The sequence below is a fragment of the Leisingera sp. NJS204 genome (assembly GCF_004123675.1).
In the GTDB taxonomy this organism is placed as follows: Bacteria; Pseudomonadota; Alphaproteobacteria; order Rhodobacterales; family Rhodobacteraceae; genus Leisingera.
On sequence record NZ_CP035417.1, the window covers coordinates 4043822 to 4064191 of the forward strand.

General features: G+C 59.6%; 19 protein-coding genes. 5 read left to right on the forward strand and 14 right to left on the reverse strand.

From position 1 onward, the window contains the following. Positions 1 to 15: 15 nt before the first annotated feature. Positions 16 to 918 (reverse strand): hypothetical protein, encoded by a 903-nt coding sequence (locus tag ETW24_RS19665; protein ID WP_129372608.1) that lies wholly within the window; start codon positions 916 to 918, stop codon positions 16 to 18. Positions 919 to 1228: 310 nt separating this feature from the next. Then, positions 1229 to 3931 (reverse strand): preprotein translocase subunit SecA, encoded by a 2703-nt coding sequence (secA, locus tag ETW24_RS19670; protein WP_129372609.1) that lies wholly within the window; start codon positions 3929 to 3931, stop codon positions 1229 to 1231. A 177-nt stretch (positions 3932 to 4108) separates the two neighbouring features. On the opposite strand from secA, the gene ETW24_RS19675 reads away from it, so the two are divergent. The 3 genes from ETW24_RS19675 to mutT are packed head-to-tail and all read left to right on the forward strand — an operon-like array spanning position 4109 to position 6584. Continuing rightward, complete coding sequence (locus ETW24_RS19675) at positions 4109 to 4960, forward strand: peptidylprolyl isomerase (protein WP_129372610.1); 852 nt, start codon at positions 4109 to 4111, stop codon at positions 4958 to 4960. A 2-nt stretch (positions 4961 to 4962) separates the two neighbouring features. Continuing rightward, the gene (argJ, locus tag ETW24_RS19680; RefSeq protein WP_129372611.1) at positions 4963 to 6189 is read left to right on the forward strand and encodes a bifunctional glutamate N-acetyltransferase/amino-acid acetyltransferase ArgJ; all 1227 of its coding nucleotides are present in this window, start codon (positions 4963 to 4965) and stop codon (positions 6187 to 6189) included. Then, complete coding sequence (mutT, locus tag ETW24_RS19685; RefSeq protein WP_129372612.1) at positions 6186 to 6584, forward strand: 8-oxo-dGTP diphosphatase MutT; 399 nt, start codon at positions 6186 to 6188, stop codon at positions 6582 to 6584. The genes argJ and mutT overlap by 4 nt, the downstream gene beginning before the upstream one ends. Positions 6585 to 7224: 640 nt before the next feature. On the opposite strand, the gene infB is transcribed toward mutT, so the two are convergent. The 6 genes from infB to ETW24_RS19715 form a co-directional block, all read right to left on the reverse strand. Further along, the gene (infB, locus tag ETW24_RS19690) at positions 7225 to 9717 is read right to left on the reverse strand and encodes a translation initiation factor IF-2 (RefSeq protein ID WP_129372613.1); all 2493 of its coding nucleotides are present in this window, start codon (positions 9715 to 9717) and stop codon (positions 7225 to 7227) included. A gap of 8 nt (positions 9718 to 9725) precedes the next feature. After that, the gene (locus ETW24_RS19695; protein WP_129372614.1) at positions 9726 to 10346 is read right to left on the reverse strand and encodes an RNA-binding protein; all 621 of its coding nucleotides are present in this window, start codon (positions 10344 to 10346) and stop codon (positions 9726 to 9728) included. Between the two features lie 26 nt (positions 10347 to 10372). After that, positions 10373 to 11989, reverse strand: coding sequence for a transcription termination factor NusA (gene nusA / locus ETW24_RS19700; RefSeq protein ID WP_129372615.1), 1617 nt, complete (start codon positions 11987 to 11989; stop codon positions 10373 to 10375). Further along, positions 11989 to 12579 (reverse strand): ribosome maturation factor RimP, encoded by a 591-nt coding sequence (gene rimP, locus ETW24_RS19705; RefSeq protein WP_129372616.1) that lies wholly within the window; start codon positions 12577 to 12579, stop codon positions 11989 to 11991. Before rimP ends, nusA begins: the two co-directional genes overlap by 1 nt. Positions 12580 to 12769: 190 nt before the next feature. After that, positions 12770 to 13519 (reverse strand): anti-sigma factor family protein, encoded by a 750-nt coding sequence (locus ETW24_RS19710; protein WP_129372617.1) that lies wholly within the window; start codon positions 13517 to 13519, stop codon positions 12770 to 12772. Then, a complete protein-coding gene (locus tag ETW24_RS19715) occupies positions 13516 to 13953 on the reverse strand; it encodes an RNA polymerase sigma factor (RefSeq protein WP_237454587.1) in 438 nt (145 codons plus the stop codon). The genes ETW24_RS19710 and ETW24_RS19715 overlap by 4 nt, the downstream gene beginning before the upstream one ends. Before the next feature lie 170 nt (positions 13954 to 14123). On the opposite strand from ETW24_RS19715, the gene ETW24_RS19720 reads away from it, so the two are divergent. Then, positions 14124 to 15062 (forward strand): c-type cytochrome, encoded by a 939-nt coding sequence (locus tag ETW24_RS19720; RefSeq protein WP_129372619.1) that lies wholly within the window; start codon positions 14124 to 14126, stop codon positions 15060 to 15062. A 24-nt stretch (positions 15063 to 15086) separates the two neighbouring features. Here the strand turns inward: ETW24_RS19720 and ETW24_RS19725 are convergent, their stop codons facing one another. Further along, the gene (locus ETW24_RS19725) at positions 15087 to 15932 is read right to left on the reverse strand and encodes an ABC transporter substrate-binding protein (protein ID WP_129372620.1); all 846 of its coding nucleotides are present in this window, start codon (positions 15930 to 15932) and stop codon (positions 15087 to 15089) included. Further along, the gene (pip, locus tag ETW24_RS19730) at positions 15929 to 16909 is read right to left on the reverse strand and encodes a prolyl aminopeptidase (protein WP_129372621.1); all 981 of its coding nucleotides are present in this window, start codon (positions 16907 to 16909) and stop codon (positions 15929 to 15931) included. Before pip ends, ETW24_RS19725 begins: the two co-directional genes overlap by 4 nt. A 50-nt stretch (positions 16910 to 16959) precedes the next feature. On the opposite strand from pip, the gene ubiG reads away from it, so the two are divergent. Then, the gene (gene ubiG / locus ETW24_RS19735; RefSeq protein ID WP_129372622.1) at positions 16960 to 17706 is read left to right on the forward strand and encodes a bifunctional 2-polyprenyl-6-hydroxyphenol methylase/3-demethylubiquinol 3-O-methyltransferase UbiG; all 747 of its coding nucleotides are present in this window, start codon (positions 16960 to 16962) and stop codon (positions 17704 to 17706) included. 303 nt (positions 17707 to 18009) lie between these two features. Here ubiG and ETW24_RS19740 read toward each other — a convergent pair whose 3' ends face one another. The 4 genes from ETW24_RS19740 to ETW24_RS19755 form a co-directional block, all read right to left on the reverse strand. After that, positions 18010 to 18450 carry a MarR family winged helix-turn-helix transcriptional regulator gene (locus ETW24_RS19740; RefSeq protein ID WP_129372623.1) on the reverse strand — a complete coding sequence of 147 codons (441 nt, stop codon included), beginning with the start codon at positions 18448 to 18450 and terminating at the stop codon, positions 18010 to 18012. Further along, positions 18450 to 19280 carry a carbon-nitrogen hydrolase family protein gene (locus ETW24_RS19745; protein WP_129372624.1) on the reverse strand — a complete coding sequence of 277 codons (831 nt, stop codon included), beginning with the start codon at positions 19278 to 19280 and terminating at the stop codon, positions 18450 to 18452. Before ETW24_RS19745 ends, ETW24_RS19740 begins: the two co-directional genes overlap by 1 nt. Positions 19281 to 19295: 15 nt before the next feature. After that, a complete protein-coding gene (gene grxC, locus ETW24_RS19750) occupies positions 19296 to 19553 on the reverse strand; it encodes a glutaredoxin 3 (RefSeq protein ID WP_129372625.1) in 258 nt (85 codons plus the stop codon). An 82-nt stretch (positions 19554 to 19635) separates the two neighbouring features. Further along, positions 19636 to 20364, reverse strand: a complete 729-nt coding sequence (locus ETW24_RS19755; RefSeq protein WP_129372626.1) for a ComF family protein — start codon at positions 20362 to 20364, stop codon at positions 19636 to 19638. Positions 20365 to 20370 lie beyond the last annotated feature (6 nt).

A 20370-nucleotide genomic window follows, 5' to 3' on the forward strand; every position in this document is an offset into this window, starting at 1 on the left:
TGAAGTTACCGCAAATCAGTTGGATGCGATTTTCAAGTCTTCTACCAGATTATTCAACACCAGAAAGCTGCCCATTGCATCGCAATCCGGCATTGCCATCACCAAATCCCGGCTGGTGAGCTGTCCACCGCGCAATTGCAGTGCCTGGGCGGAAACATCCCTGCCGCAATTGGCGGCCGTCACTTCGGCCTCAGCGGTCAGAGACACGGTACCGGACTCGCTTGTGTCACTTGGCAGGCTGTAAACATCGGCAATACGCGGTGCCAATTGGCTGTCATCGCCCAAGCGCACGACCTGCCCGGCCCCGGCCGCGCCGTGCCAGACATGGCCAGCGCTGCCATAGGCGGCGCCGAACTCGCGGGCATGGATTTCGAAACCGCTGTTACCTGTCCATTGAAGAACAATCCGCTCAACAGTTTCAACGCCGTCTACCTCTGCAACGGCGACAGCTCCGCTGCCACCTGAAGTCTCTGCGATGAAAACCGCTGTTCGGGTCAAAGCCGGCACCAGTGTGCTGAGCCGGCCTGAGTGGTCCAGCGCAGCCGTAAAGGTCATGCCGCTGTGATGCACAGTTAAGCGCTCGTTTGGCCTGCAGGATGCCTCAACAATGAGATTAACCATCGCCATCGGGGCAGCTTCAGCCTTGGCCGTCAACTGGCAGGACGCTCTGTAATCCGGTTCTGCTGGCTCGCTGCCCGCTTTCAACGCAATTGCAGCAGGCGGCGCCGATGTCAGGGTGATCTTTTCGATCTGCAGCTGAGCAGCTTCGGGTTCCGCTGGAATTTCAGGATCAGCCGCAGCAGTCCGGATAGCGGCGTTGACCACCAAGCCCGGGCCAGACGCCTGCATGTAAAATCCGATGCCCAAAGCACAAGCCAGCGTCATCGCGCTTGTCAGCATCACCTGTTTGCTTAGCATTAGATCCTCCAGAACCAGTTTGGTTAAGGAAGCATGTCTGCAAATGCCGGCCAGTTTGTGGCCGCTAGCAGGAGAGATTCCGGCAAATACGGCAATCACGCCATCTTTGTTGCCTGCCCGGAAACAAATCCGATTATACGCCCCGTGCCTTGGCAGCTCCAAAAGCCCTTGGCAGCCAAGTGCGCTGCGCACAGCGCGGCGCCACGCCCAACGGAAGCGGTCTTTGCCAAAAGACCAGCGACGGGCGGGAGATCACCCGCCCGTCGCCGGACGCAGGTTCAAAATGGAACCTACATGTCTTCTTCAGGTTTCAGGCCAGGCTGCCGTGGCAGTGCTTGAACTTCTTACCCGACCCGCAAGGGCATCTGTCATTGCGTGAGGGGTTGCCCCAGGTCGCCGGATCATCCTCCACGAAACCCGGTGCTGGGTCTTCTGCCGAAGCTTCGGCTGCGGTTGGCTGCGGGACTGCCATTTGCTGCATTGCGGCCTGGCGGGCAGCCATTTCCTTCAGCATCTGCTGCTGCTCCTCCTCAGTCATCGGACGCACGCGGCCAAGCTGCTGGGACACTTCTTCACGCAAGGAATCGAGCATGTTTTCGAACAGCTGAAAGCTTTCGTTCTTGTATTCATTGAGCGGATCACGCTGCGCATAGCCGCGGAAACCCACCACCGAGCGCAGATGCTCCAGTGTCAGCAGATGCTCACGCCAGTTCTTGTCTATGGTCTGCAGCAGAACCTGCTTTTCGATGTTACGCATGTTTTCCGGACCAAAGGCCGCGGCTTTTTCCGCCATCATCTTGTCAGAAGCCTGGACCAGACGTTCCCGGATCTGCTCGTCATCAACGCCTTCTTCGGCGGCCCATTCCGCCACCGGCGCGTCAATGCTCAGCATCTCGCGGACCTGCTCCTGCAGGCCTGCGGTGTCCCACTGATCGGCGTAGGTTTTGGGCGGCATGTGGGTGTCGAGCAGATCGTCGATCACCTCGTGACGCATATCATCGACAATCTCGGACAGATCCTCGGCGGCCATAATTTCGCGGCGTTGATTGAAGATCACTTTCCGCTGATCGTTCATAACATCGTCGAACTTCAGAACGTTTTTGCGCATATCGAAGTTGCGGCCTTCGACCTTGGCCTGCGCGCGTTCCAGCGATTTATTCACCCAGGGGTGAATGATCGCCTCGCCTTCCTTCATGCCCAGCGATGACAGCAGTTTGTCCAGCCGTTCCGAGCCGAAAATGCGCATCAGATCGTCTTCAAGGCTGAGGTAAAACCGGGTCCGGCCCGGATCGCCCTGACGGCCCGAACGGCCGCGCAGCTGGTTGTCGATGCGGCGGCTTTCGTGGCGCTCGGAAGCCATCACAAACAACCCGCCTGCGTCCAGCACCTTTTGCTTTTCCTCGGCGTGTTTGGCTTCTTCGGCCGCGCGCAGTTCTGCTGGATCAGCCTCGGGATTCTGCTCCAGCACTTCCAGCACTTTCATCTCGACGTTGCCGCCGAGCTGAATATCGGTGCCGCGGCCGGCCATGTTGGTGGCAATGGTCACCGCGCCATAGCGGCCGGCATCAGCAACGATCTGCGCTTCCTGCTCATGGTGGCGGGCGTTCAAAACGTTGTGCGGGATGCCGTCCTGCTGCAGCATCTGGCTCAGCAGTTCGGATTTCTCGATCGAGGTCGTGCCAAGCAGAACCGGCTGGCCCTTTGCATGCGCTACCTTGGCTTCCTTGATCATCGCCTCATATTTCTCACGGGCGGTGCGGTACACCTGATCGTCCTCATCCACCCGCGCAATCGGGCGGTTGGTCGGCACTTCAACCACACCCAGGCTGTAGATCTCGGCGAACTCATCAGCCTCGGTCATCGCAGTGCCGGTCATGCCCGAGAGCTTGTCATAAAGCCGGAAGTAATTTTGGAAGGTAACCGAGGCCAGTGTGGTATTCTCCGGCTCGATATTGACCTCTTCCTTGGCCTCGATGGCCTGGTGCAATCCTTCGGACAGGCGGCGGCCCGGCATCATACGGCCAGTGAACTCATCGATCAGAACAACTTCGCCATTGCGGACGATATAATCCTTGTCCCGCTGGAACAGCTTGTGCGCACGCAGGGCCTGGTTCACGTGGTGGACAACCGTGGTGCTTTCCGGATCGTAGAGCGAGGCATCCTCTTCCAGCAGCCCGTGCTCGCGCAGCGTCTGCTCCAGGTATTCATTGCCGTCCTCAGTAAAGGTCACACCACGGGTTTTCTCGTCGATCTCATAGTGTTCTTCCGACAATAGCGGGATCACTTTGTCGATAGTTGAATAGAGTTCGGACCTGTCTTCGGCCGGGCCGGAGATGATCAGCGGAGTACGGGCCTCGTCGATCAGGATCGAGTCGACCTCATCGACGATGGCAAAGTTGTGCTGCTTCTGAAACACCTGGTCCAGCGACGGTTTCATGTTGTCGCGCAGATAGTCGAAACCCAGTTCGTTGTTGGTGGTATAGGTGACGTCGCTGTCATAGGCGGCCATCTTCTCGGCGTCGGCTTGCCCCGACCAGATCACGCCGGTGGTCATGCCCAGCTGCGCAAACACCTTGCCCATCCATTCACTATCCCGCGTGGCCAGGTATTCGTTCACCGTTACCACATGCACGCCCTTGCCGGTCAGCGCATTCAGATAGGCCGGGAAGGTCGCCACCAGGGTCTTGCCCTCGCCGGTCTTCATCTCGGAAATGTTACCCTGATGCAGGAAAATACCGCCCATCAGCTGGGTATCAAAAGCCCGCAGACCCAGCGCACGTTTGGCCGCTTCACGCACGTTGGCAAAGGCTTCGGGCAGCAGCGCGTCCAGGCTTTCACCGCCCAATGCGCGCTTGCGCAGCTCCTCAGTCTTGTCCTTCAGCCCGTCATCGCTGAGCTTCGCGAACATATCCTCCAGCGCGTTGATCTGTGCAATCAGCGGCCGTGTCGCCTTGATCTTACGGTCATTCGGCGTGCCGAAAACCTTTTTGGCGAGTGTTCCGAAACCCAGCATGTTTTCTCCAGCGATCCTATGTCCGGCCTTTGCATCGGGCAGGCTTGCCCGCCGTGTCCGCAACCCATAAACAATGGTGGAAAGACGGTCCTGCCAATGGCCTCAAGGCGATGTAAGCGGCAGGGTATAGAGTGTCAACGGCAGGCCCCTATGCGGCCTAGGAATAGGAAGGTTTCAATGCGTAAAGGTCTCACTTTTCTGCGCGGCATGGCGGTGGCAGCCTGTACTGCGTTGCCGCTGGCCGCAGTTGCTGCGCCACATGCCAACACGGTTGTTGCCTCGGTCAATGGCGAAGATATCACCATCGGCCATATGGTCATGGCCCGCGAAAACCTGCCCGACCAGTACAAACAGCTGCCTGATGACGTGCTCTACAATGCCATCCTGGATCAGCTGGTTCAGCAAACCGCGCTGAAACAGCAGCTGCACGGCGAAGTGCCTCGTTACGTGCAATTGTCCGTTGAAAACGAAGAGCGCGCCATGCTGGCCGCCAACGTGATCGATATGATCATGGAAAAGGCCAGCAGCGAGGATGCGCTGCGTGCCGCCTATGACGGAAAATACTCTTCCGGTGACGGTGGAGACGAGTTTCATGCCGCCCATATCCTCGTCGAAAGTGAAGAAGACGCACAGGACGTCAAAAAGGAGCTGGACGCCGGCGCCGATTTCGCCACGCTTGCCAAGGAAAAATCCACCGGCCCCTCCGGTCCCAGCGGCGGCGATCTGGGCTGGTTCACCACAGGCCGAATGGTGCCGGAGTTCGAAGATGCCGTTCTGAAGCTTCATTCGGGCGAAATTTCAGGACCCGTGAAAACCCAGTTCGGCTGGCATGTGATTCTGCTGCGCGAGCGCCGCAAGACCGAAGCCCCCGAGTTTGAAGAAGTGCGGGCACAGCTGGCCGAGGAATTGCGCCAAAAGGCAGTGGAAGAGAGCGTGAATGAACTGACCGCGTCCGCCGAAATCGAACGGTCTGAGATTGAGGATCTGAATCCGGCAATTCTCAAAGACCTTAGCCTGGTTAGGAACTGATCATGGCCGCCCCCATGCCCGTCTCGCCGCTGGCACCTGCCAGCTTCCCCGATCTTCCGGTGATCAAGGGCGTGCGTTTTGCATCAGCCGCGGCCGGGGTCAAGTATCAGGGCCGGACCGATGTGATGCTGGCAGTGATGGACCCGGGCACTGCGGTTGCAGGGGTTTTCACCCGCTCCAAGACCCGTTCTGCCCCGGTTCTGGACTGCCAAGCCAAGCTGGGCGGCAATGCTGATGCCGGTGCGGCAATTCTGGTGAACTCCGGCAATTCCAATGCCTTCACCGGTCATTTCGGGCAAAGCTCGGTTGCGGAGATCACCACTGCAGTTGCACAGGCAACCGGCCTGCCTTCCAGGCGTGTTTTTACTGCCTCCACCGGTGTCATCGGCGAGCCGCTGCCGCATGACCGGATTGTCGCGAAGGTCAGCGAACTGAACGATGCCTTGGATGAAGGCACGCTGGAAGATGCCGCCCAGGCGATCATGACCACCGACACCTTTGCCAAAGGCGCCAGCGCCACGGTGGGGATCGGCGGCCAGACAGTCAAGATCGCCGGCATCGCCAAGGGTTCAGGCATGATTGCGCCGGATATGGCAACCATGCTGGTCTACATTTTCACCGATGCGAAGGTCGGGCAAGCCGACCTGCAGGAACAGCTCGCTGAGATCTGCAACCGGACTTTCAATTGCATCACCGTGGACAGCGACACCTCTACGTCCGACAGCCTGATGCTGTGCGCCACCGGCGCTTCGGGCATCGACGCGACTGGAAACGCGGAGTTTGCGGCAGGCCTGGAGCGGGTCATGCTAGACCTGTCACACCAGGTGGTGCGCGATGGCGAGGGCGCGACCAAATTTGTGGAAATCCAGGTGACCGGCGCAGCTTCGGATGCGGATGCAAAGGTGCATGGCCTAGCTATCGCCAACTCGCCGCTGGTGAAAACCGCGATTGCGGGCGAGGACCCGAACTGGGGCCGCGTGGTAATGGCGATCGGCAAATCCGGCGCGGCTGCCGACCGGGACCTGCTGTCAATCTCATTTGGCAATGTGCTGGTGGCCGAAAAAGGCTGGGTCGCACCAGACTACAAGGAAGATCTGGGCGCAGCAGAGATGAAAAAACAAGAGATCACCATCAAAGTAGGCTTGGGACTGGGTGCCGGCAAAGCAACGGTTTGGACCTGCGATCTGACCCATCAGTATATCTCGATCAACGCGGATTACCGGTCATGAAGGTGATCCTTGTTTCCGCTGTTGCGCTTATCGACGTGGACGGGCGCGTGCTGCTGGCGCAGCGCCCCGAAGGTAAATCCATGGCCGGCCTGTGGGAGTTTCCTGGCGGCAAGATCGAACCAGGCGAAACACCCGAGGCAGCATTGATCCGTGAGTTACAGGAGGAACTAGGCATTGACACCTGGGCGTCCTGCCTGGCACCGCTGACCTTCGCCAGCCACTCCTACGAGGATTTCCACCTGCTGATGCCGCTTTTTGCCTGCCGTAAGTGGGACGGCGTCCCGCAGGCCAATGAAGGCCAAACCCTGAAATGGGTGCGGCCGCAGGATTTGCGCGACTATCCGATGCCGCCAGCCGATATCCCGCTGATCCCGATTCTGCGCGACTGGCTGTAAAATACATGGAGCCGCAACACAGCGGTTTCATGTTTTCCCAAGGGTGAATTTTGCCGTTTTACCGGGGCTTTAGCTCCCCGGCCTGGCGCCCGTGAACCCTTTTTTAATCATTCTCCATAAGCATCAGGTACGAACAGTTTGACTACCCGAAGTTTCAATTGGGCAGGAGAAGACCATGCTAAGGACAATCGCGGTTGGCAGTTTTTCGCTGGTTCAGGGCATTTTTATAAGGACACTCCCTGACGGGAAAATCGCTGTGCGGGTTGGTAAAAGAACATATGAAGGCCGCCCGGTGCCGCCTGTTGCCTGAGCTATCACTCATAACGCATGTCAGGCAAAAAATGGGATTGCAGACAGTGCTGCCCCGTTTTTGGGCCCGCAAGGTCAAAGCAAATTGACAAAATTTTCTTTGCGGGCTGGCCCGTCTCATTTCCACTCTGTCGTTCCGCCAATTCGTCAACTGTCTTTGCACACTCTCCATATGCAGAATTAACCTGCGTGGACGGCGCATTCAGCTTCAACAACAGGGTAGCCTCCAATTGCGCTTCGGCCCCTGCGGCACATGACAATGGAACCGCCAAAAGAAACAGGCCCCGGCAATGGTGCCAGGGCCTGCTTTTCAATTTGGATTTAGCAACGATCAGTCAAGGGTCCGGGTGACTTCTTCGCGTTCGAAGATTTCAATCACGTCGTTCGGACGGACATCATCGTAGTTTTCAAACGCCATACCGCATTCCTGACCGGACTGAACTTCGGACACTTCGTCTTTGAAACGCTTCAGTGTCTTCAGCGTGCCTTCGTGGATTACCACGTTGTCGCGCAGCAGGCGGACACCTGCCGAACGGCGGGCAATGCCTTCGGTAACCAGACAGCCGGCAACCTTGCCAACACCGGTAACTTTGAAGACTTCCTTGATCTGCGCATAACCGATGAAGTTCTCGCGGATCTCGGCAGACAGCAGGCCCGAGGCCGCCGCTTTCACGTCATCCACCAAGTCGTAGATCACCGAGTAGTAGCGGATCTCGACGCTCTTCTGGTTGGCGGTGTTGCGGGCCGAAGCATTGGCACGGACGTTGAAGCCCATGATCGGCGCACCGGAGGCTTCGGCAAGGCCGACATCAGTTTCGGTGATCGCACCGACGCCCGAATGCAGCACGCGCACGCGCACCTCGTCGTTGCCGATCTTTTCCATCGCCTGAACGATGGCTTCGGCAGAGCCTTGCACGTCAGCTTTGACCAGAATCGGCAGCTCGGAGACATTTTCGTCGTCCTTGGCCTTCTGCATAAGCTGTTCCAGCGTGGTCGCAGCACCGGCAGCGGCGCGCTTATCCTTGGCGGCCTGCTCACGGTATTCAGCGATCTCGCGCGCCTGTGCTTCGGTGTCTGTCACGTTCAGCACGTCGCCTGCTTCCGGGGTGCCGTTGAGGCCAAGAACCTCGACAGGAACCGAAGGACCGGCTTCCTGGACGCGCTCGCCCTTGTCGTTGATCAACGCACGCACCTTGCCGTATTGCTCACCCACAACAAAGATGTCGCCCTGGCGCAGGGTCCCGGTCTGAACCAGAACGGTTGCCACAGGGCCGCGGCCCACATCCAGCTGTGCCTCGATCACGGCACCCTGGGCAGCGCGGTCGGGGTTGGCCTTCAGTTCCAGAATTTCCGATTGCAGTGCAATGGCTTCCAGCAGCTCGTCCAAGCCCTGGCCGGTTACCGCGGAAACTTCAACGTCCTGCACGTCGCCGGACATCGCTTCCACAACCACTTCGTGCTGCAGCAAGTCGGTGCGGACCTTTGTCGGGTCTGCCGCCGGTTTGTCGATCTTGTTGATCGCCACGATCATCGGAACCTGCGCCGCTTTGGCGTGGTTGATGGCTTCGATGGTCTGCGGCATCACCGCGTCATCCGCGGCAACCACCAGAACCACGATATCCGTCACCTGAGCACCGCGCGAGCGCATCGAGGTAAAGGCCGCATGGCCAGGCGTATCCAGGAAGCTCAGCACGGTGCCGCTTTCGGTTTTCACCTGATACGCGCCGATGTGCTGGGTGATGCCGCCGGCTTCGCCAGCCACAACACGTGCATCCCGGATCGCATCAAGCAGCGAAGTTTTGCCGTGGTCAACGTGGCCCATGATCGTGATGACCGGCGGACGCGGTTTCAGATCGTCGTCCTTGTCCTCAATCTCTTTGATCACGTCTTCGACGTCAGAGGCGGACACCCGGACCACTTTATGGCCGAATTCTTCGATGATCAGTTCCGCGGTATCGGCGTCGATGGTCTGGTTCTGCGTGACCATCATGCCCATGTTCATCAGCGATTTGACAACTTCGCCAACGCGCTCCGCCATCCGGTTGGCCAGTTCCGAAACCACAATCGCCTCTGGCAGCTGAACGTCGCGGATGACCTTTTCACGCTCGACCTGGCCGCCCATGGCTTTTTGCCGGGCACGCTCTTGCTTGCGCTTCATCGACGCCATCGACCGGTGGCGATTGCCGCCGCCGCCAGTGGCCTGCCCCAATGTCAGCTTACCCGAACGGCGGCCATCGTCCTGGCCCTTGCCCCGGTTCTGACGCTGTTCGCGTTCACGGTCTGCTTTACGCGGCGCGGCAGCAGGCGCGGGTTTGTTCGGCGCCGGGCGGGCCGTTCTGGGCGTATCCGCAGCAGGAGCAGGAGCAGCGGCTGCAGCAGCAGCGCGTTCTTTTGCCACTTCAGCTTCACGCTTCTTGCGCTCTTCTTCTTCTTGCTTGGCCTTGGCGCGTTCTTCGGCTTCCCGCTGCTCGCGCTCCTTGGCTTCCGCTTCGGCGCGGCGGCGGTTGCGCTCTTCTTCGCGCGCTTTTTCGTCCGCGGCCCGGGCGGCCGCTTCTTCGACCTCGCGCGCCTTGGCAGCCTGCAGCGCCTTCAGGCGGCGCTCCATCTCAGCGTCACTGATGCCGGCAGGCCGGCGCGATCCGGATGTGGAAGGCGCAGCGCCGCCGCCGCCCTTGGCCGCACCCGGCTTGGGAACCACAACGCGCTTGCGCTTGGTTTCCACTACGACATTCTTGGTCCGTCCATGGCTGAAACTCTGTTTCACGTTCCCCGGACGGGAACCCCCACGCAGACCCAGTGTCTTTTTGCCGTCACTATCGCTCATAAAGCTTCTTATCCTTCCGTGCGGCCGTCGCCGCCCACCATTTCGCGCAAACCTTGCAGTCGTTGCGCCTCATCTACAACACGTTTGCTGAGTCCGCCAGAGGCGAGGGCGGCATGTATTGCAGTTTGGCGCCCAAATGCCATTCCCAGCTCGTCCGCCGTGAGGCAGCCGATGAATTTGCCCTTGTAGGGGGTGCTCAGCTTCGACTTTCCGCGGCCAGACCCGTCGGACGCCTGGATCAGCACCCGGGCATCCTCTTTGTAAAGCCAGTCTTTCACCCGCTCAAAACCGGACACCGCATCACCCGATTTACGCGCCAGGCTGATCAGTTCAATAAGCCGGCGGACAACCTGCCGCTCAACTTCCTGAACCAATTCCTCCGGCACCTGGACCTGGGCCTTGAAGCCGCGGGCAAACAGCTTCTTCTTGACCGCGGTATCCAATGCGGCCCGGCTGGAGGCCACATAGACACCACGGCCGGGCAGCTTGCCCATCACATCAGGCACAACTTGCCCGTCAGGACCCATCACAAAACGGATGAGGCCCTGTTTGGGCTGGATCTCGCCGGTTGCGATGCATTTACGCTCGCTGTCGTCGGTCCGGTCTTTTGTGGCGCCGCCGCGTGTCATGCAGTTCTCCTCTGCAAAGCCTGAATTCAGGCTTCGCCTTCCTCTTCGCCAGTGTCTTCGTCTTCTGCCGCGTCTTCTTCCAGTTCAGCCGGATCAACCCAGCCCAGCATGATGCGGGCAGTCATCACCATGTCCTGCGCCTGTTCCAGCGTCATACCGAACGGTTCCAGAATACCATCGTCCTTGACCCGTTCGCCGCCATCGTTGGTCCAGCCGCCGGCCAGTTCCCAGTCCGCACAAGTGGCGAAATCTTCCAGCGACTTTACGTCGTCCTTGGCCAGTGCCTCTACCATCTGCGGGGTCAGGCCCTCGAACTGAATCAGGCTGTCTTCGGCGCCCAATTCGCGAGCCGCATCCAAGGCCGCCTTGGCCTTGGCCTCCAGGTAATCGCGGGCACGGGCCTGCAATTCCCCGGCGGTGCCTTCGTCAACACCGTCGATGACCAGCAGCTCGTCGAGTTCGACATAGGCGACTTCTTCGAGATTGGTAAAGCCTTCGGAAACCAGCAGCTGGGCAAAGAACTCGTCCAGATCCAGGGTTTCCATGAACAGTTTGGTGCGCGCCTCGAATTCCTTCTGGCGGCGAGCCGATTCTTCTTCCTCGGTCATGATATCGATGTCGAGGTTGGTCAGCTGCGATGCCAGGCGGACGTTCTGGCCGCGGCGGCCAATGGCCAGGCTCAGCTGCTCTTCAGGCACCACAACTTCGATTTTGCCGGCTTCTTCATCCAGCACAACCTTGGTTACTTCGGCAGGCTGAAGCGCGTTCACCAGGAAAGTCGGCTGGTCTTCGTTCCACGGGATGATGTCGATCTTTTCGCCCTGCAGCTCGTTCACCACAGCCTGCACGCGGGAGCCGCGCATACCAACACAGGCACCGACCGGGTCGATCGAGCCGTCATAGGAGATAACAGCAATCTTGGCGCGCGAACCGGGATCACGGGCAACGGCCTTGATATCAATGATGCCGTCATAGATTTCCGGCACTTCCATCTTGAACAGTTCGGCCATGAATTCCGGCGCGGTGCGCGACAGGAAAATCTGCGGGCCGCGCGGCTCGCGGCGCACGTCCTTGATGTAGCAGCGCACACGGTCGTTCGGGCGATAGCTTTCGCGGCCGATTTTTTCATTGCGGCGCAGGATGGCCTCGCCAGCGCCCACATCGACGATGACGTTGCCGTATTCCTCGCGCTTGACCAGACCATTGATGATGGTGCCGGCGCGGTCTTTGAATTCTTCGAACTGGCGGTCACGCTCTGCTTCGCGGACCTTCTGCAGAATCACCTGCTTGGCCGACTGGGCGGCGATCCGGCCCATTTCAACCGGCGGCACTTCCTCGACATAGGTCTGGCCTACTTCAGGATTCGCCATGTACTGGCGGGCCTGTTCGACGGTCAGCTCAGCCTGATAGTTTTCCAGCTCTTCATCCGCCACGACAGTGCGCACGCGGGTGAATTTCGCCCGGCCGGTCTTGCGGTCAATCGATACGCGAATGTCCATTTCGGCGCCGTAGCGGCTTTTGGCCGCACGGGCGAGGCTCTCTTCCATCGCCTCGATGACCAGACCGGGGTCGATCATCTTTTCGCGCGCCACGGCCTCGGCGGTTTGCAACAGCTCCAGCTGGTTTGCAGAGGTGATAGCCATTACTTGTTCTCCTCTTCGGACTCTTCGGTCTCGATTTCGTCGAATGCGTCTTCGTTGAGCGTGCCGGCCTCTTTGCGCTGGCGCAGCATTTCCTTGATCAGATCATCGGTCAGAACCAGCTTGGCGTCGCTCAGCCAGTCAAATTTCAAACCAATGGTCATGTTTTCGCCCTGATCTTCGATGTTGATCAGGACTTCGTCTTCCTCGGTGCCCGCCAGCTCGCCCTTAAAGCGGCGGCGGCCGCCGACCAGCTCGTCGGTTTCGAGCTTGGCCTCATAGCCCTCGAACATATCAAAATCTTTCAGCCGGGTCAGCGGCCGGTCGATGCCGGGGCTCGACACTTCCAGCGCATAGGCGTCAAGGATCGGATCCTCGACGTCCAGTGCCGCGCTGACCGCATTCGAGATCACGGCGCAATCATCCACCTCGATGCCGCCATCCGGCTTGTCAGCCATGATTTGCAATGTGGTCGCCTTACCAGACATCAGCCGGATCCGCACCAGCTCATAACCCAGATCCTCAATCACCGGGATGATGATCTCGGCCAGACGCCGGTCGATGGCAGCTTTGGCAATCAGGTCGTTGGTCATCAGACCTCCACTTGGGGCTTGCAGGCACTGGCCTGCGGGCACAAAAAAACGGGCGCGCGGCCCGTTGAAATTCCCGGTGGAGCCTTAAACCAGAGGTTCAACGCGCCGCTGTTGTCAAAGGCATATAGGACGGTTCTGGCGAAACTGCAAGAGGGTCGTGCAGCGCGCGGAGTTTCTGACCGCCGGACCGCTACCCCAGCTTGCCTTGAAGATCCGCAGCAACGCCATCCACAAAGCCCTGATCCTGACCGCCAATCACCAGATAACCGATGCCATCACTGACCCATGAGGCAGCGGCCATGCCAGCCAAAACCTCGCTTTGCATCGCCTTATCGGCCCCAGAGGACCGAATGATACAGAAGGCCACCGGCACGCCGTCCGGGCCAAGATAAGCCATTTGCAATAGAGGCTTGCCTTTGAAACCCAGCAACTGGGCGCGTTTGAATTCCAGCCCTTCGACAGTTTGAGCAGGAGACAAGTCCACGCCCTGGCCGCTGCTGAAACCGTCCAGCACTTCGGCTGTCACTTCGGTCGGCTGACTGCCGTTCGCGACAGTGTCGGTGATATAGAGCGACTGATAAGATGCCACGACCGCCTTCCATCCCGGCGCCGTTTGCGGCTGGGGTCCGGGCTGCAGCATGTAGGTGGAAAGAACACCAAGGCCAAAAGCCATCGCCATTCCGGCAATCAGCCGCAGCGGCGCACGGGCGGGGCGGGATGCGGGAATCAGCCCCTCCGGCATCTGCGGGGCGCCCAGCGCCGCGGCAGAAAAGACATCCCGCAATGCAGCCACCGGCATATCCAATGTCTGCAGACGCTGCGCCAAAGCCGCATCCGTGCTCAGCGCAAGCTCGACCCGGCTGCGCAGGGCGTTATCCGCCTCGCCATCCAGGTAGGATGTCAGCTCTTCATCGGTGAATGCCGCTTGCGCTTCATTCATGTTCCCGTCTCCGTTTCCGCCAACTCACCCGCAATCTTCTTGCGGGCGGCCGCCAGTCTGCTCATCACCGTGCCGATGGGGATATTCAGGATTTCCGCTGCCTCCTTGTAGGCAAAGCCTTCGACATAGACGAGCAGAACCGTGACCCTTTGGCTTTCAGGCAGCTCCCCTACCTTTGAAAACACCTGACGGGCAAAAATATTCGTTTCCGTGTTTACGCGCTGATCCGGAATCTCGGTTTCTTCCAGCGCCACCAACCCGCCGCCGGTGCGCACGGCCGTTGCCCGCAGCTCGTTCAGCCACAGCCGGTGCGCGATCCGGAACATCCAGCGGTCCAGATGCGTGCCAGGCTGATATCCTGCGTGTTTTTCCAACGCCCGCAGACAAGTCATTTGCGCCAGATCGTCCGCCCGGTCACGCCGCCCGGTCTGCATCAAGCAAAAGCGCCACAACCGGGGATAGAGGGGGCTTATCCCCTCCCGGACTTCTTCCTCAGCCGTCTTTTTGCCAAACCAGCGAATAATCCGCGCTCCTGCCGTGTTTTAATCTCAAGGCCGGTCAAGACGCCGTGCCGCAAGAACATTGATAATAGGAAGGACATAGGATGCTCAACTCACTGTTTCGTGGCGTTTCTGTTGCAGCGCTGGTTTTTGCGGGTCAAGCCGCGCTGTCGGCAGACTGGGTGCTGGACGGCGCAAGCTCCAAGCTCGCCTTTGGCTCAGTTAAAAAAGACACAGTGGGCGAGGTGCACAGCTTTGAAGAGCTGACCGGCAGCGTAAGCAATGACGGCACTGTCACTGTGGCAATTTCGCTGCCATCGGTGGAGACCTTTATTGATATCCGCAATGAACGGATGATTGAACATGTGTTCAATGGCGAGGCTCTGGCGACGCTGACGGCCAAGGTCGACATCGCCGCGCTGGAGGCGCTGCCAGCAGGCGGTACAATGGTTTCGGATGTGGAAGGCAAGCTGAGCCTGCTGGGGCGCGATATTCCTGTGGAAACGGAAATGTTTGTGGCCCGCCTGTCAGACCGGAAGGTCATGGTCACCACCAATGATCTGCTGTTTCTGGGTGTCGAGGACGCGGGTCTGACCAAAGGCGTTGATATCCTGCAAGAGCTTGCGAAACTCTCCGGCATTACCCGCACCGTCCCGGTTACCGCCCGGTTTGTGTTTGAAGCTGGAAGCGACACCGCCCAGGCGTCCCCTGCAGCACAGGAGACTGAGGTGGCGCTGTCAGGCGATCCGGCCAAAGGCAAGAAAGTATTCCGCAAGTGCCAGGCCTGCCACAGCTTTGAAGAAGGTAAAAACGGCACCGGCCCCAGCCTGCACGGTATCATCGATGCTGGCTCCGCCGCCGCCGATGGCTTTAAATACTCAGGCGCCTTTCAGGATGCCAACCTGACCTGGAGCGAGGCACAGCTAGCGGCCTTTCTTTCAGATCCCAAGAGTGTGGTGCCCGGCAACCGCATGGGATTCAAAGGTTTAAAGAAAGATGACGATATCCAGAACGTTATTGCCTACATCCGTCAGGAAAGCTGAAGCGTCAGAACCGGGGATGGCCGTTCAGGCCATCCACCAGCGCTCGGCAATGCGGCCATCGTCAAGCGGTGTGCGCTGACCTACTTTCCGCGGAATGCCGACATTGTGCCGGGCGGCCAAAGCCATATTGCTGGAAGATGGATGATACAGGAATTCCCCGCGCTTCAGCAGTCCGCGCGGTTCCGGCAATGCCGCGACATCAACGTACCCGTCCCGCAGCGCTTCGGCACGGACTGCGGCATCAGGAATCACAATAATCTCTACCGTTTCTACCCAGCCCGCGATGCCGGATTTGTAGTGTTTTGCAACTCGGGACGCGCGGAAATGGCGGCCTTCCCGGGCTCGTTCCACCTTGTAGCACCCCGTGCCAATCGCAGCGGACAGCGGTGCCGGCAGTTCACCAGCGGGTGCAATCATCAGATCGGCACCAGCCAAAAGGTAGGGCAAATGCGGATTGGACTGCGACAATTCCACCAGCAATTGCAGGTTGCCCAACGCAGTGACCGCGCGCACTTCAGCCCCGGTAATGCCTTGTGCCAAAAGCGACGCGGCTGCATCCTCTGCTGTGAGCAGTGAGCCGTCATGAAAATCCACGCCCGCACGCAAATCAAAGGTCCAGGTTTTGGCGTCCGGCGTCGAATGCCAGCCTGCAGCCAATTCTCCGCGCAGCAAACCATCAGGGGCAATTTCTGTCAGCGTGTCATAGACCGCGTAACGTGCGGCTTGTTCCAAAAGCCCGCCGTCGCGGGGAACCGCAAGACGCAGCGCGCCACCGGCCTTGGGCGATGCATTTACGGCCCCGCCAGCCGCCGCCAGCAGGGCTGCGGCAGCACCCGAGGTGAACAGCGCGCGGCGGTCAATGCGCGTCATGGCACAAGCTCTCCTGCAATCCGGTCCATCGCCCGAACCAGCTCAGCGCTGATTCCCGGCTCCGACAAAGCATGGCCGGCATTGCGCACCATCTTCAACTCCGCATTTGGCCACAGCTCATTCAGGCGCCAAGCCGAAGTCGGCGGGCAGATCATATCATAACGCCCCTGCACAATAACGCCGGGGATATGAGAGATCCGGTCCATATTGGCGAGGATCTGACCGTCGTAATCGAGGAAACCGCTATTGATGAAATAGTGATTCTCCAACCGGGCAAAGGCACGTGCATAATCGCCGGGGCTTTCGCCGCTCTGGCCGTTGGAATGCACCGACGCCAACGCGTTTTCCCAGGCTGACCAGGCCCGGCCATAACGCACTTCTTCATCCAGATCGCCGGAAAACAGCCGCTTGTGATAGGCGGCGATCATGTCGCTGCGCTCTGCATCGGGGATCAGCGAAACGAATTTGGCCCAGGTTTCGGGCCAGAACTTGCCGGCACCGCCGCCATAGAACCAATCCAGCTCAGCCTTGGTCATCAGGAACACGCCGCGCAGGATAATCTGCTGGACCCGGCCGGGGTGGGTCTGGGCGTAAATCAACGCCAGTGTCGCTCCCCAGCTGCCGCCGAACAGGATCCAGGACTCGATGCCCAGCTGGCGGCGGATCAGCTCCATATCGGCAACCAGATGCCAGGTGGTGTTGCTCTCGCATGACGCATAGGGGCGCGAGCGGCCGCAGCCGCGCTGATCGAACAGGATGATTCGATACACATGCGGATCGAAATACCGCCGCATCGCCGGGCTGCTGCCGCCGCCGGGGCCGCCATGGCACACAATCACGGGAATGCCATTGGGATTGCCGCTTTGTTCGGCATATATATTGTGGCCCTGGCCTGCGTCGATCATGCGCTGGTCAAAAGGCTCGACCGGCGGATAAAGATAATGCACAGCGCGCTTTTGGTCCGGGTATCTATCCATTACTGACCTTAGTGAAACGTCAGACTACAAAAGAGCACACGGAGACAGGAATGCAAGCGCCTCAATCCACGGTCGACCCTGCGGAAATTGCTAAATTCGAAGCGATGGCAGCGGAGTGGTGGGATCCGAACGGCAAGTTCAAGCCTTTACACATGCTGAACCCGTGCCGGCTGGACTATATTACCCGTCAGATCGCCGGGGAATTTGGCCGCGACCTGACGTCACAGTGCCCTTTCAAAGGGCTGCGGCTGCTGGATATCGGCTGCGGCGGCGGACTGCTGAGCGAGCCGATGGCGCGGTTGGGTGCAACAGTTGTGGGCGCCGATGCGGCAGAAGGCAACCTGCCGGTTGCCCGCATTCATGCCGAACAATCGGACCTGGAGATCGACTACCGCCACACCACCGCCGAGGCACTGGCTGCTGCCGGTGAACAATTCGACGTCGTGCTGAACATGGAAGTGGTCGAGCATGTGGCCGATCCGCTGAGCTACCTTACTGCTACCCGTACACTGCTGAAGCCCGGCGGTCTGGAAATATGCTCTACCATCAACCGCAACCCAAAGAGCTTTGCAATGGCGATTGTCGGAGCTGAAGTGATCATGCGCTGGCTGCCGCGCGGCACTCATGAGTGGTCCAAGTTCGTAACCCCGGATGAACTCTACGAACTGCTGCGCAATGCCGGTCTGAAGCCTGTTGACCGGAAAGGGTTCGTGTTCAACCCGTTCACCTGGAACTGGTCGATATCCGAACGGGATCTGTCGGTAAACTATGTGACCGCCAGCATAAAACCTGGCTAAGAGTGCCCTCGCCGGCCAGTTTTTTCTGCCGCCTATCCTAAAGGATAGGTCGTAATCCTTTTGCACTCTTTGGCCGCCGCGTCCCGCTTGCTATCTTTAACAAGCGGGGTTGGAGTATTTTTTTCAAGCCGCGATTGGGCGCAAGCTAAGAACCAAGTATCTGCTTGCCATTGTGACTGGGGGGTCTGCCCAATGGTTAAACGATCGCCGTTCACGGCATGATGGGGACTGATGGGGAAGAGGGGCGCCTGCTTGCAGGCGTCCCTTTGTAACCCGAGCAGGTGACTGTTTGGGTCCAGCCCCTCAGCCGCTCTCTTCCAGTTTGCCACGCAGTTCGCGCAGAATGGGCAAGGTCGCCCGGACCCGATCGCTGCCCAATTCCCCCACAACTTCTGAAATCACCGGAATGATCCCGGCCAATGCCGCATCCCGGGCCTGTTTGCCGGCTGGGCTGATCGCCACCATCTTGCGCCGCGCATCGTCCCAATCCGGGCGGACATGGATGTATCCGGCAACTTCCAGCTTGCCCAGCGTGTTGGTCATAGCGCCGCGGGTTACGTGAAACGCCTTGGCCAGCTGCGCGGGCGAGCGTTCCAGTCCAGCCCGGGCCAGGTGGTTCAGCACCGAGAAATGCGACAGCTCCATCCCTTTGGGCAGCACTTTGCTGAGACGTGACCGGGCCAGCTGGTCAGCCATCAGAATCTCGCTGAACAGCGATACCGCCAGGGAATGTGTCTCATCCATCAGGGTCCGTCAAACTCCCGGTCGTGGGTCAGGGAAGGCACGCGTTTGCGCGCTTCTGCCACTGATTCGAGGTCGAGATCAACGTAAGTCACGCCCGGTTCCTGACCGGCATCGGCCAGCACCTCGCCCCAGGGGGATACGGCCAGAGAATGGCCAAAGGTTTTGCGGCTGGGCCCGCGGGAGGCCGGGTGTTTGCCAGTCTGCGCAGGCGCCAGCACAAAGCAGCCGGTTTCAATTGCACGGGCGCGCAGCAGCGAATGCCAATGTGCGGCGCCGGTGACATAAGAAAACGCCGCCGGCGCAGTGATGATCTGCGCCCCGCCTTTGGCCAGCGCCCGGTGCAAATGCGGAAAGCGCACGTCATAACAGATGGTCATGCCGATACTGGCAAATGGCGTCTCTGCCACAACCGCCTGGGTGCCCGGGCGGTAGCCATCGGACTCGCGGTAGGTTTCCTCGGGTGTGACCTCGACATCGAACATGTGGATCTTGTCGTAGCGCGCCTTGATTTCACCCTGCGGGCTGATCAGGAACTGCCGGTTGGCAAAGCGCCCGTCATTGTCGTGGGTCTTGATGCCCAGCGACCCCAGCAGCAGCCAGATGCCATGTTTTGCCGCCTCGTCACGCAGGGCGGCCAGCGTCGGGTCATCCTCTTCGTGACACAGGACACCGGTCTGATGGGTCCGGCTGCCGGAGAGGCAATTGGTAACTTCGGGCGTCAGCACAAAGCCCGCCCCGCCGCGCACAGCCTCTGCCATCATCGCCTTCACGGTCTCCAGGTTTTCAGCCGGGATGTCGGTGGATGTCATCTGAAGCAGAGCTGTGCGCATTTTATCTCTCCGGGTTCAGGCTGCCAGCAGCGGGTCCAGTTTGCCCGCCTGTTCCAGCGCAAAAAGATCGTCACAGCCGCCGACATGGGTTTCGCCGATAAAGATCTGCGGTACCGTGCGGCCGCCATTGGCGCGCTGGATCATCTCTGCCTTGCGGTCCGGCTGCGCCAGCACGTTGATTTCCGAAAAGGTAACACCCTTCTGATTCAGCAGACGCTTGGCGGCGTGGCAATATCCGCACAGAGGCGAGGTGTAGATTTCAACGGTTTTCATTCAGGACCCCATAGTCTGGTTTCGAAGGTTGTGGAGGAATTGGGGATTCAATGCAACAATTGCCAGAGGCCGGCGGGCAGCCTCACGCTTGCGTGACCCGGGCCAGCACCGCCACCCGTACCTCCGCCGCACCGGCCTGCAGGCAGGCATCAGTGCAAGCGCTGAGAGTGGCGCCGGAGGTCATCACGTCATCCACGATCAGAACCGTGCGCCCTTTGATCCGCCCCTCCCGGCCCGGGTGGGGTGCAATTGCTGCACCCAAATGCTGAAAACGCTGGTCGCGTGTCTTGCCTTCCAGTGCAGGGGTCCGCCGGAACCTGCGCAGCAGATCCGGGCAATGCTCCAGGCCAATCCGGGCCGCCACTGCTTCAGCAAGCAAAGCGGATTGATTATACTTTCGCTTCAGCAGCCGGGTCCAATGCAGCGGCACCGGGCATATCAGGGGATTCTCCGCCAGCATCGGCTGCACGGCCCGCTCCAGCCATCCAGCGGCCATATGTGCAATTTCCGTCCGGTCCCCGTGCTTCAAAGCCAGAACCAGCTTGCGGCCCCGCCCCTCATAGAGCAGCGCAGATCGCCCTTGGCTCCAAGGCCGCGGATGGCGCAGGCAGCTGTCGCATTCCAGCCGAAAGCCGTCCGCCTCCCCCGGCAGCGGAGCGCCGCAGCCCTCGCAGACCGTGCCGCTGATGAAATGCATATCGGCCCAGCAAGAACCGCACAGGCCAAAGTCGCTGCCAACCAGACCCCCGCAGCCCATGCATTGCGGCGGATAGATCAGCGAAACAGCAGTTTGAATCCTGGTCAGCAGCATCTAAAT

Coding starts and splice junctions, on each gene's coding strand:
- ETW24_RS19745 (WP_129372624.1), bottom strand. CDS start 19,280: ATGCGCACAGCTCTGCTTCAGATGACATCCACCGACATCCCGGCTGAA.
- mutT (WP_129372612.1), top strand. CDS start 6,186: ATGAAGGTGATCCTTGTTTCCGCTGTTGCGCTTATCGACGTGGACGGG.
- ETW24_RS19720 (WP_129372619.1), top strand. CDS start 14,124: ATGCTCAACTCACTGTTTCGTGGCGTTTCTGTTGCAGCGCTGGTTTTT.
- ETW24_RS19755 (WP_129372626.1), bottom strand. CDS start 20,364: ATGCTGCTGACCAGGATTCAAACTGCTGTTTCGCTGATCTATCCGCCG.
- ETW24_RS19715 (WP_237454587.1), bottom strand. CDS start 13,953: ATGCAGACCGGGCGGCGTGACCGGGCGGACGATCTGGCGCAAATGACT.
- rimP (WP_129372616.1), bottom strand. CDS start 12,579: ATGACCAACGACCTGATTGCCAAAGCTGCCATCGACCGGCGTCTGGCC.
- ETW24_RS19665 (WP_129372608.1), bottom strand. CDS start 918: ATGCTAAGCAAACAGGTGATGCTGACAAGCGCGATGACGCTGGCTTGT.
- ETW24_RS19740 (WP_129372623.1), bottom strand. CDS start 18,450: ATGGATGAGACACATTCCCTGGCGGTATCGCTGTTCAGCGAGATTCTG.
- secA (WP_129372609.1), bottom strand. CDS start 3,931: ATGCTGGGTTTCGGAACACTCGCCAAAAAGGTTTTCGGCACGCCGAAT.
- nusA (WP_129372615.1), bottom strand. CDS start 11,989: ATGGCTATCACCTCTGCAAACCAGCTGGAGCTGTTGCAAACCGCCGAG.
- ETW24_RS19675 (WP_129372610.1), top strand. CDS start 4,109: ATGCGTAAAGGTCTCACTTTTCTGCGCGGCATGGCGGTGGCAGCCTGT.
- ETW24_RS19725 (WP_129372620.1), bottom strand. CDS start 15,932: ATGACGCGCATTGACCGCCGCGCGCTGTTCACCTCGGGTGCTGCCGCA.
- argJ (WP_129372611.1), top strand. CDS start 4,963: ATGGCCGCCCCCATGCCCGTCTCGCCGCTGGCACCTGCCAGCTTCCCC.
- ETW24_RS19695 (WP_129372614.1), bottom strand. CDS start 10,346: ATGACACGCGGCGGCGCCACAAAAGACCGGACCGACGACAGCGAGCGT.
- infB (WP_129372613.1), bottom strand. CDS start 9,717: ATGAGCGATAGTGACGGCAAAAAGACACTGGGTCTGCGTGGGGGTTCC.
- ETW24_RS19710 (WP_129372617.1), bottom strand. CDS start 13,519: ATGAATGAAGCGCAAGCGGCATTCACCGATGAAGAGCTGACATCCTAC.
- grxC (WP_129372625.1), bottom strand. CDS start 19,553: ATGAAAACCGTTGAAATCTACACCTCGCCTCTGTGCGGATATTGCCAC.
- ubiG (WP_129372622.1), top strand. CDS start 16,960: ATGCAAGCGCCTCAATCCACGGTCGACCCTGCGGAAATTGCTAAATTC.
- pip (WP_129372621.1), bottom strand. CDS start 16,909: ATGGATAGATACCCGGACCAAAAGCGCGCTGTGCATTATCTTTATCCG.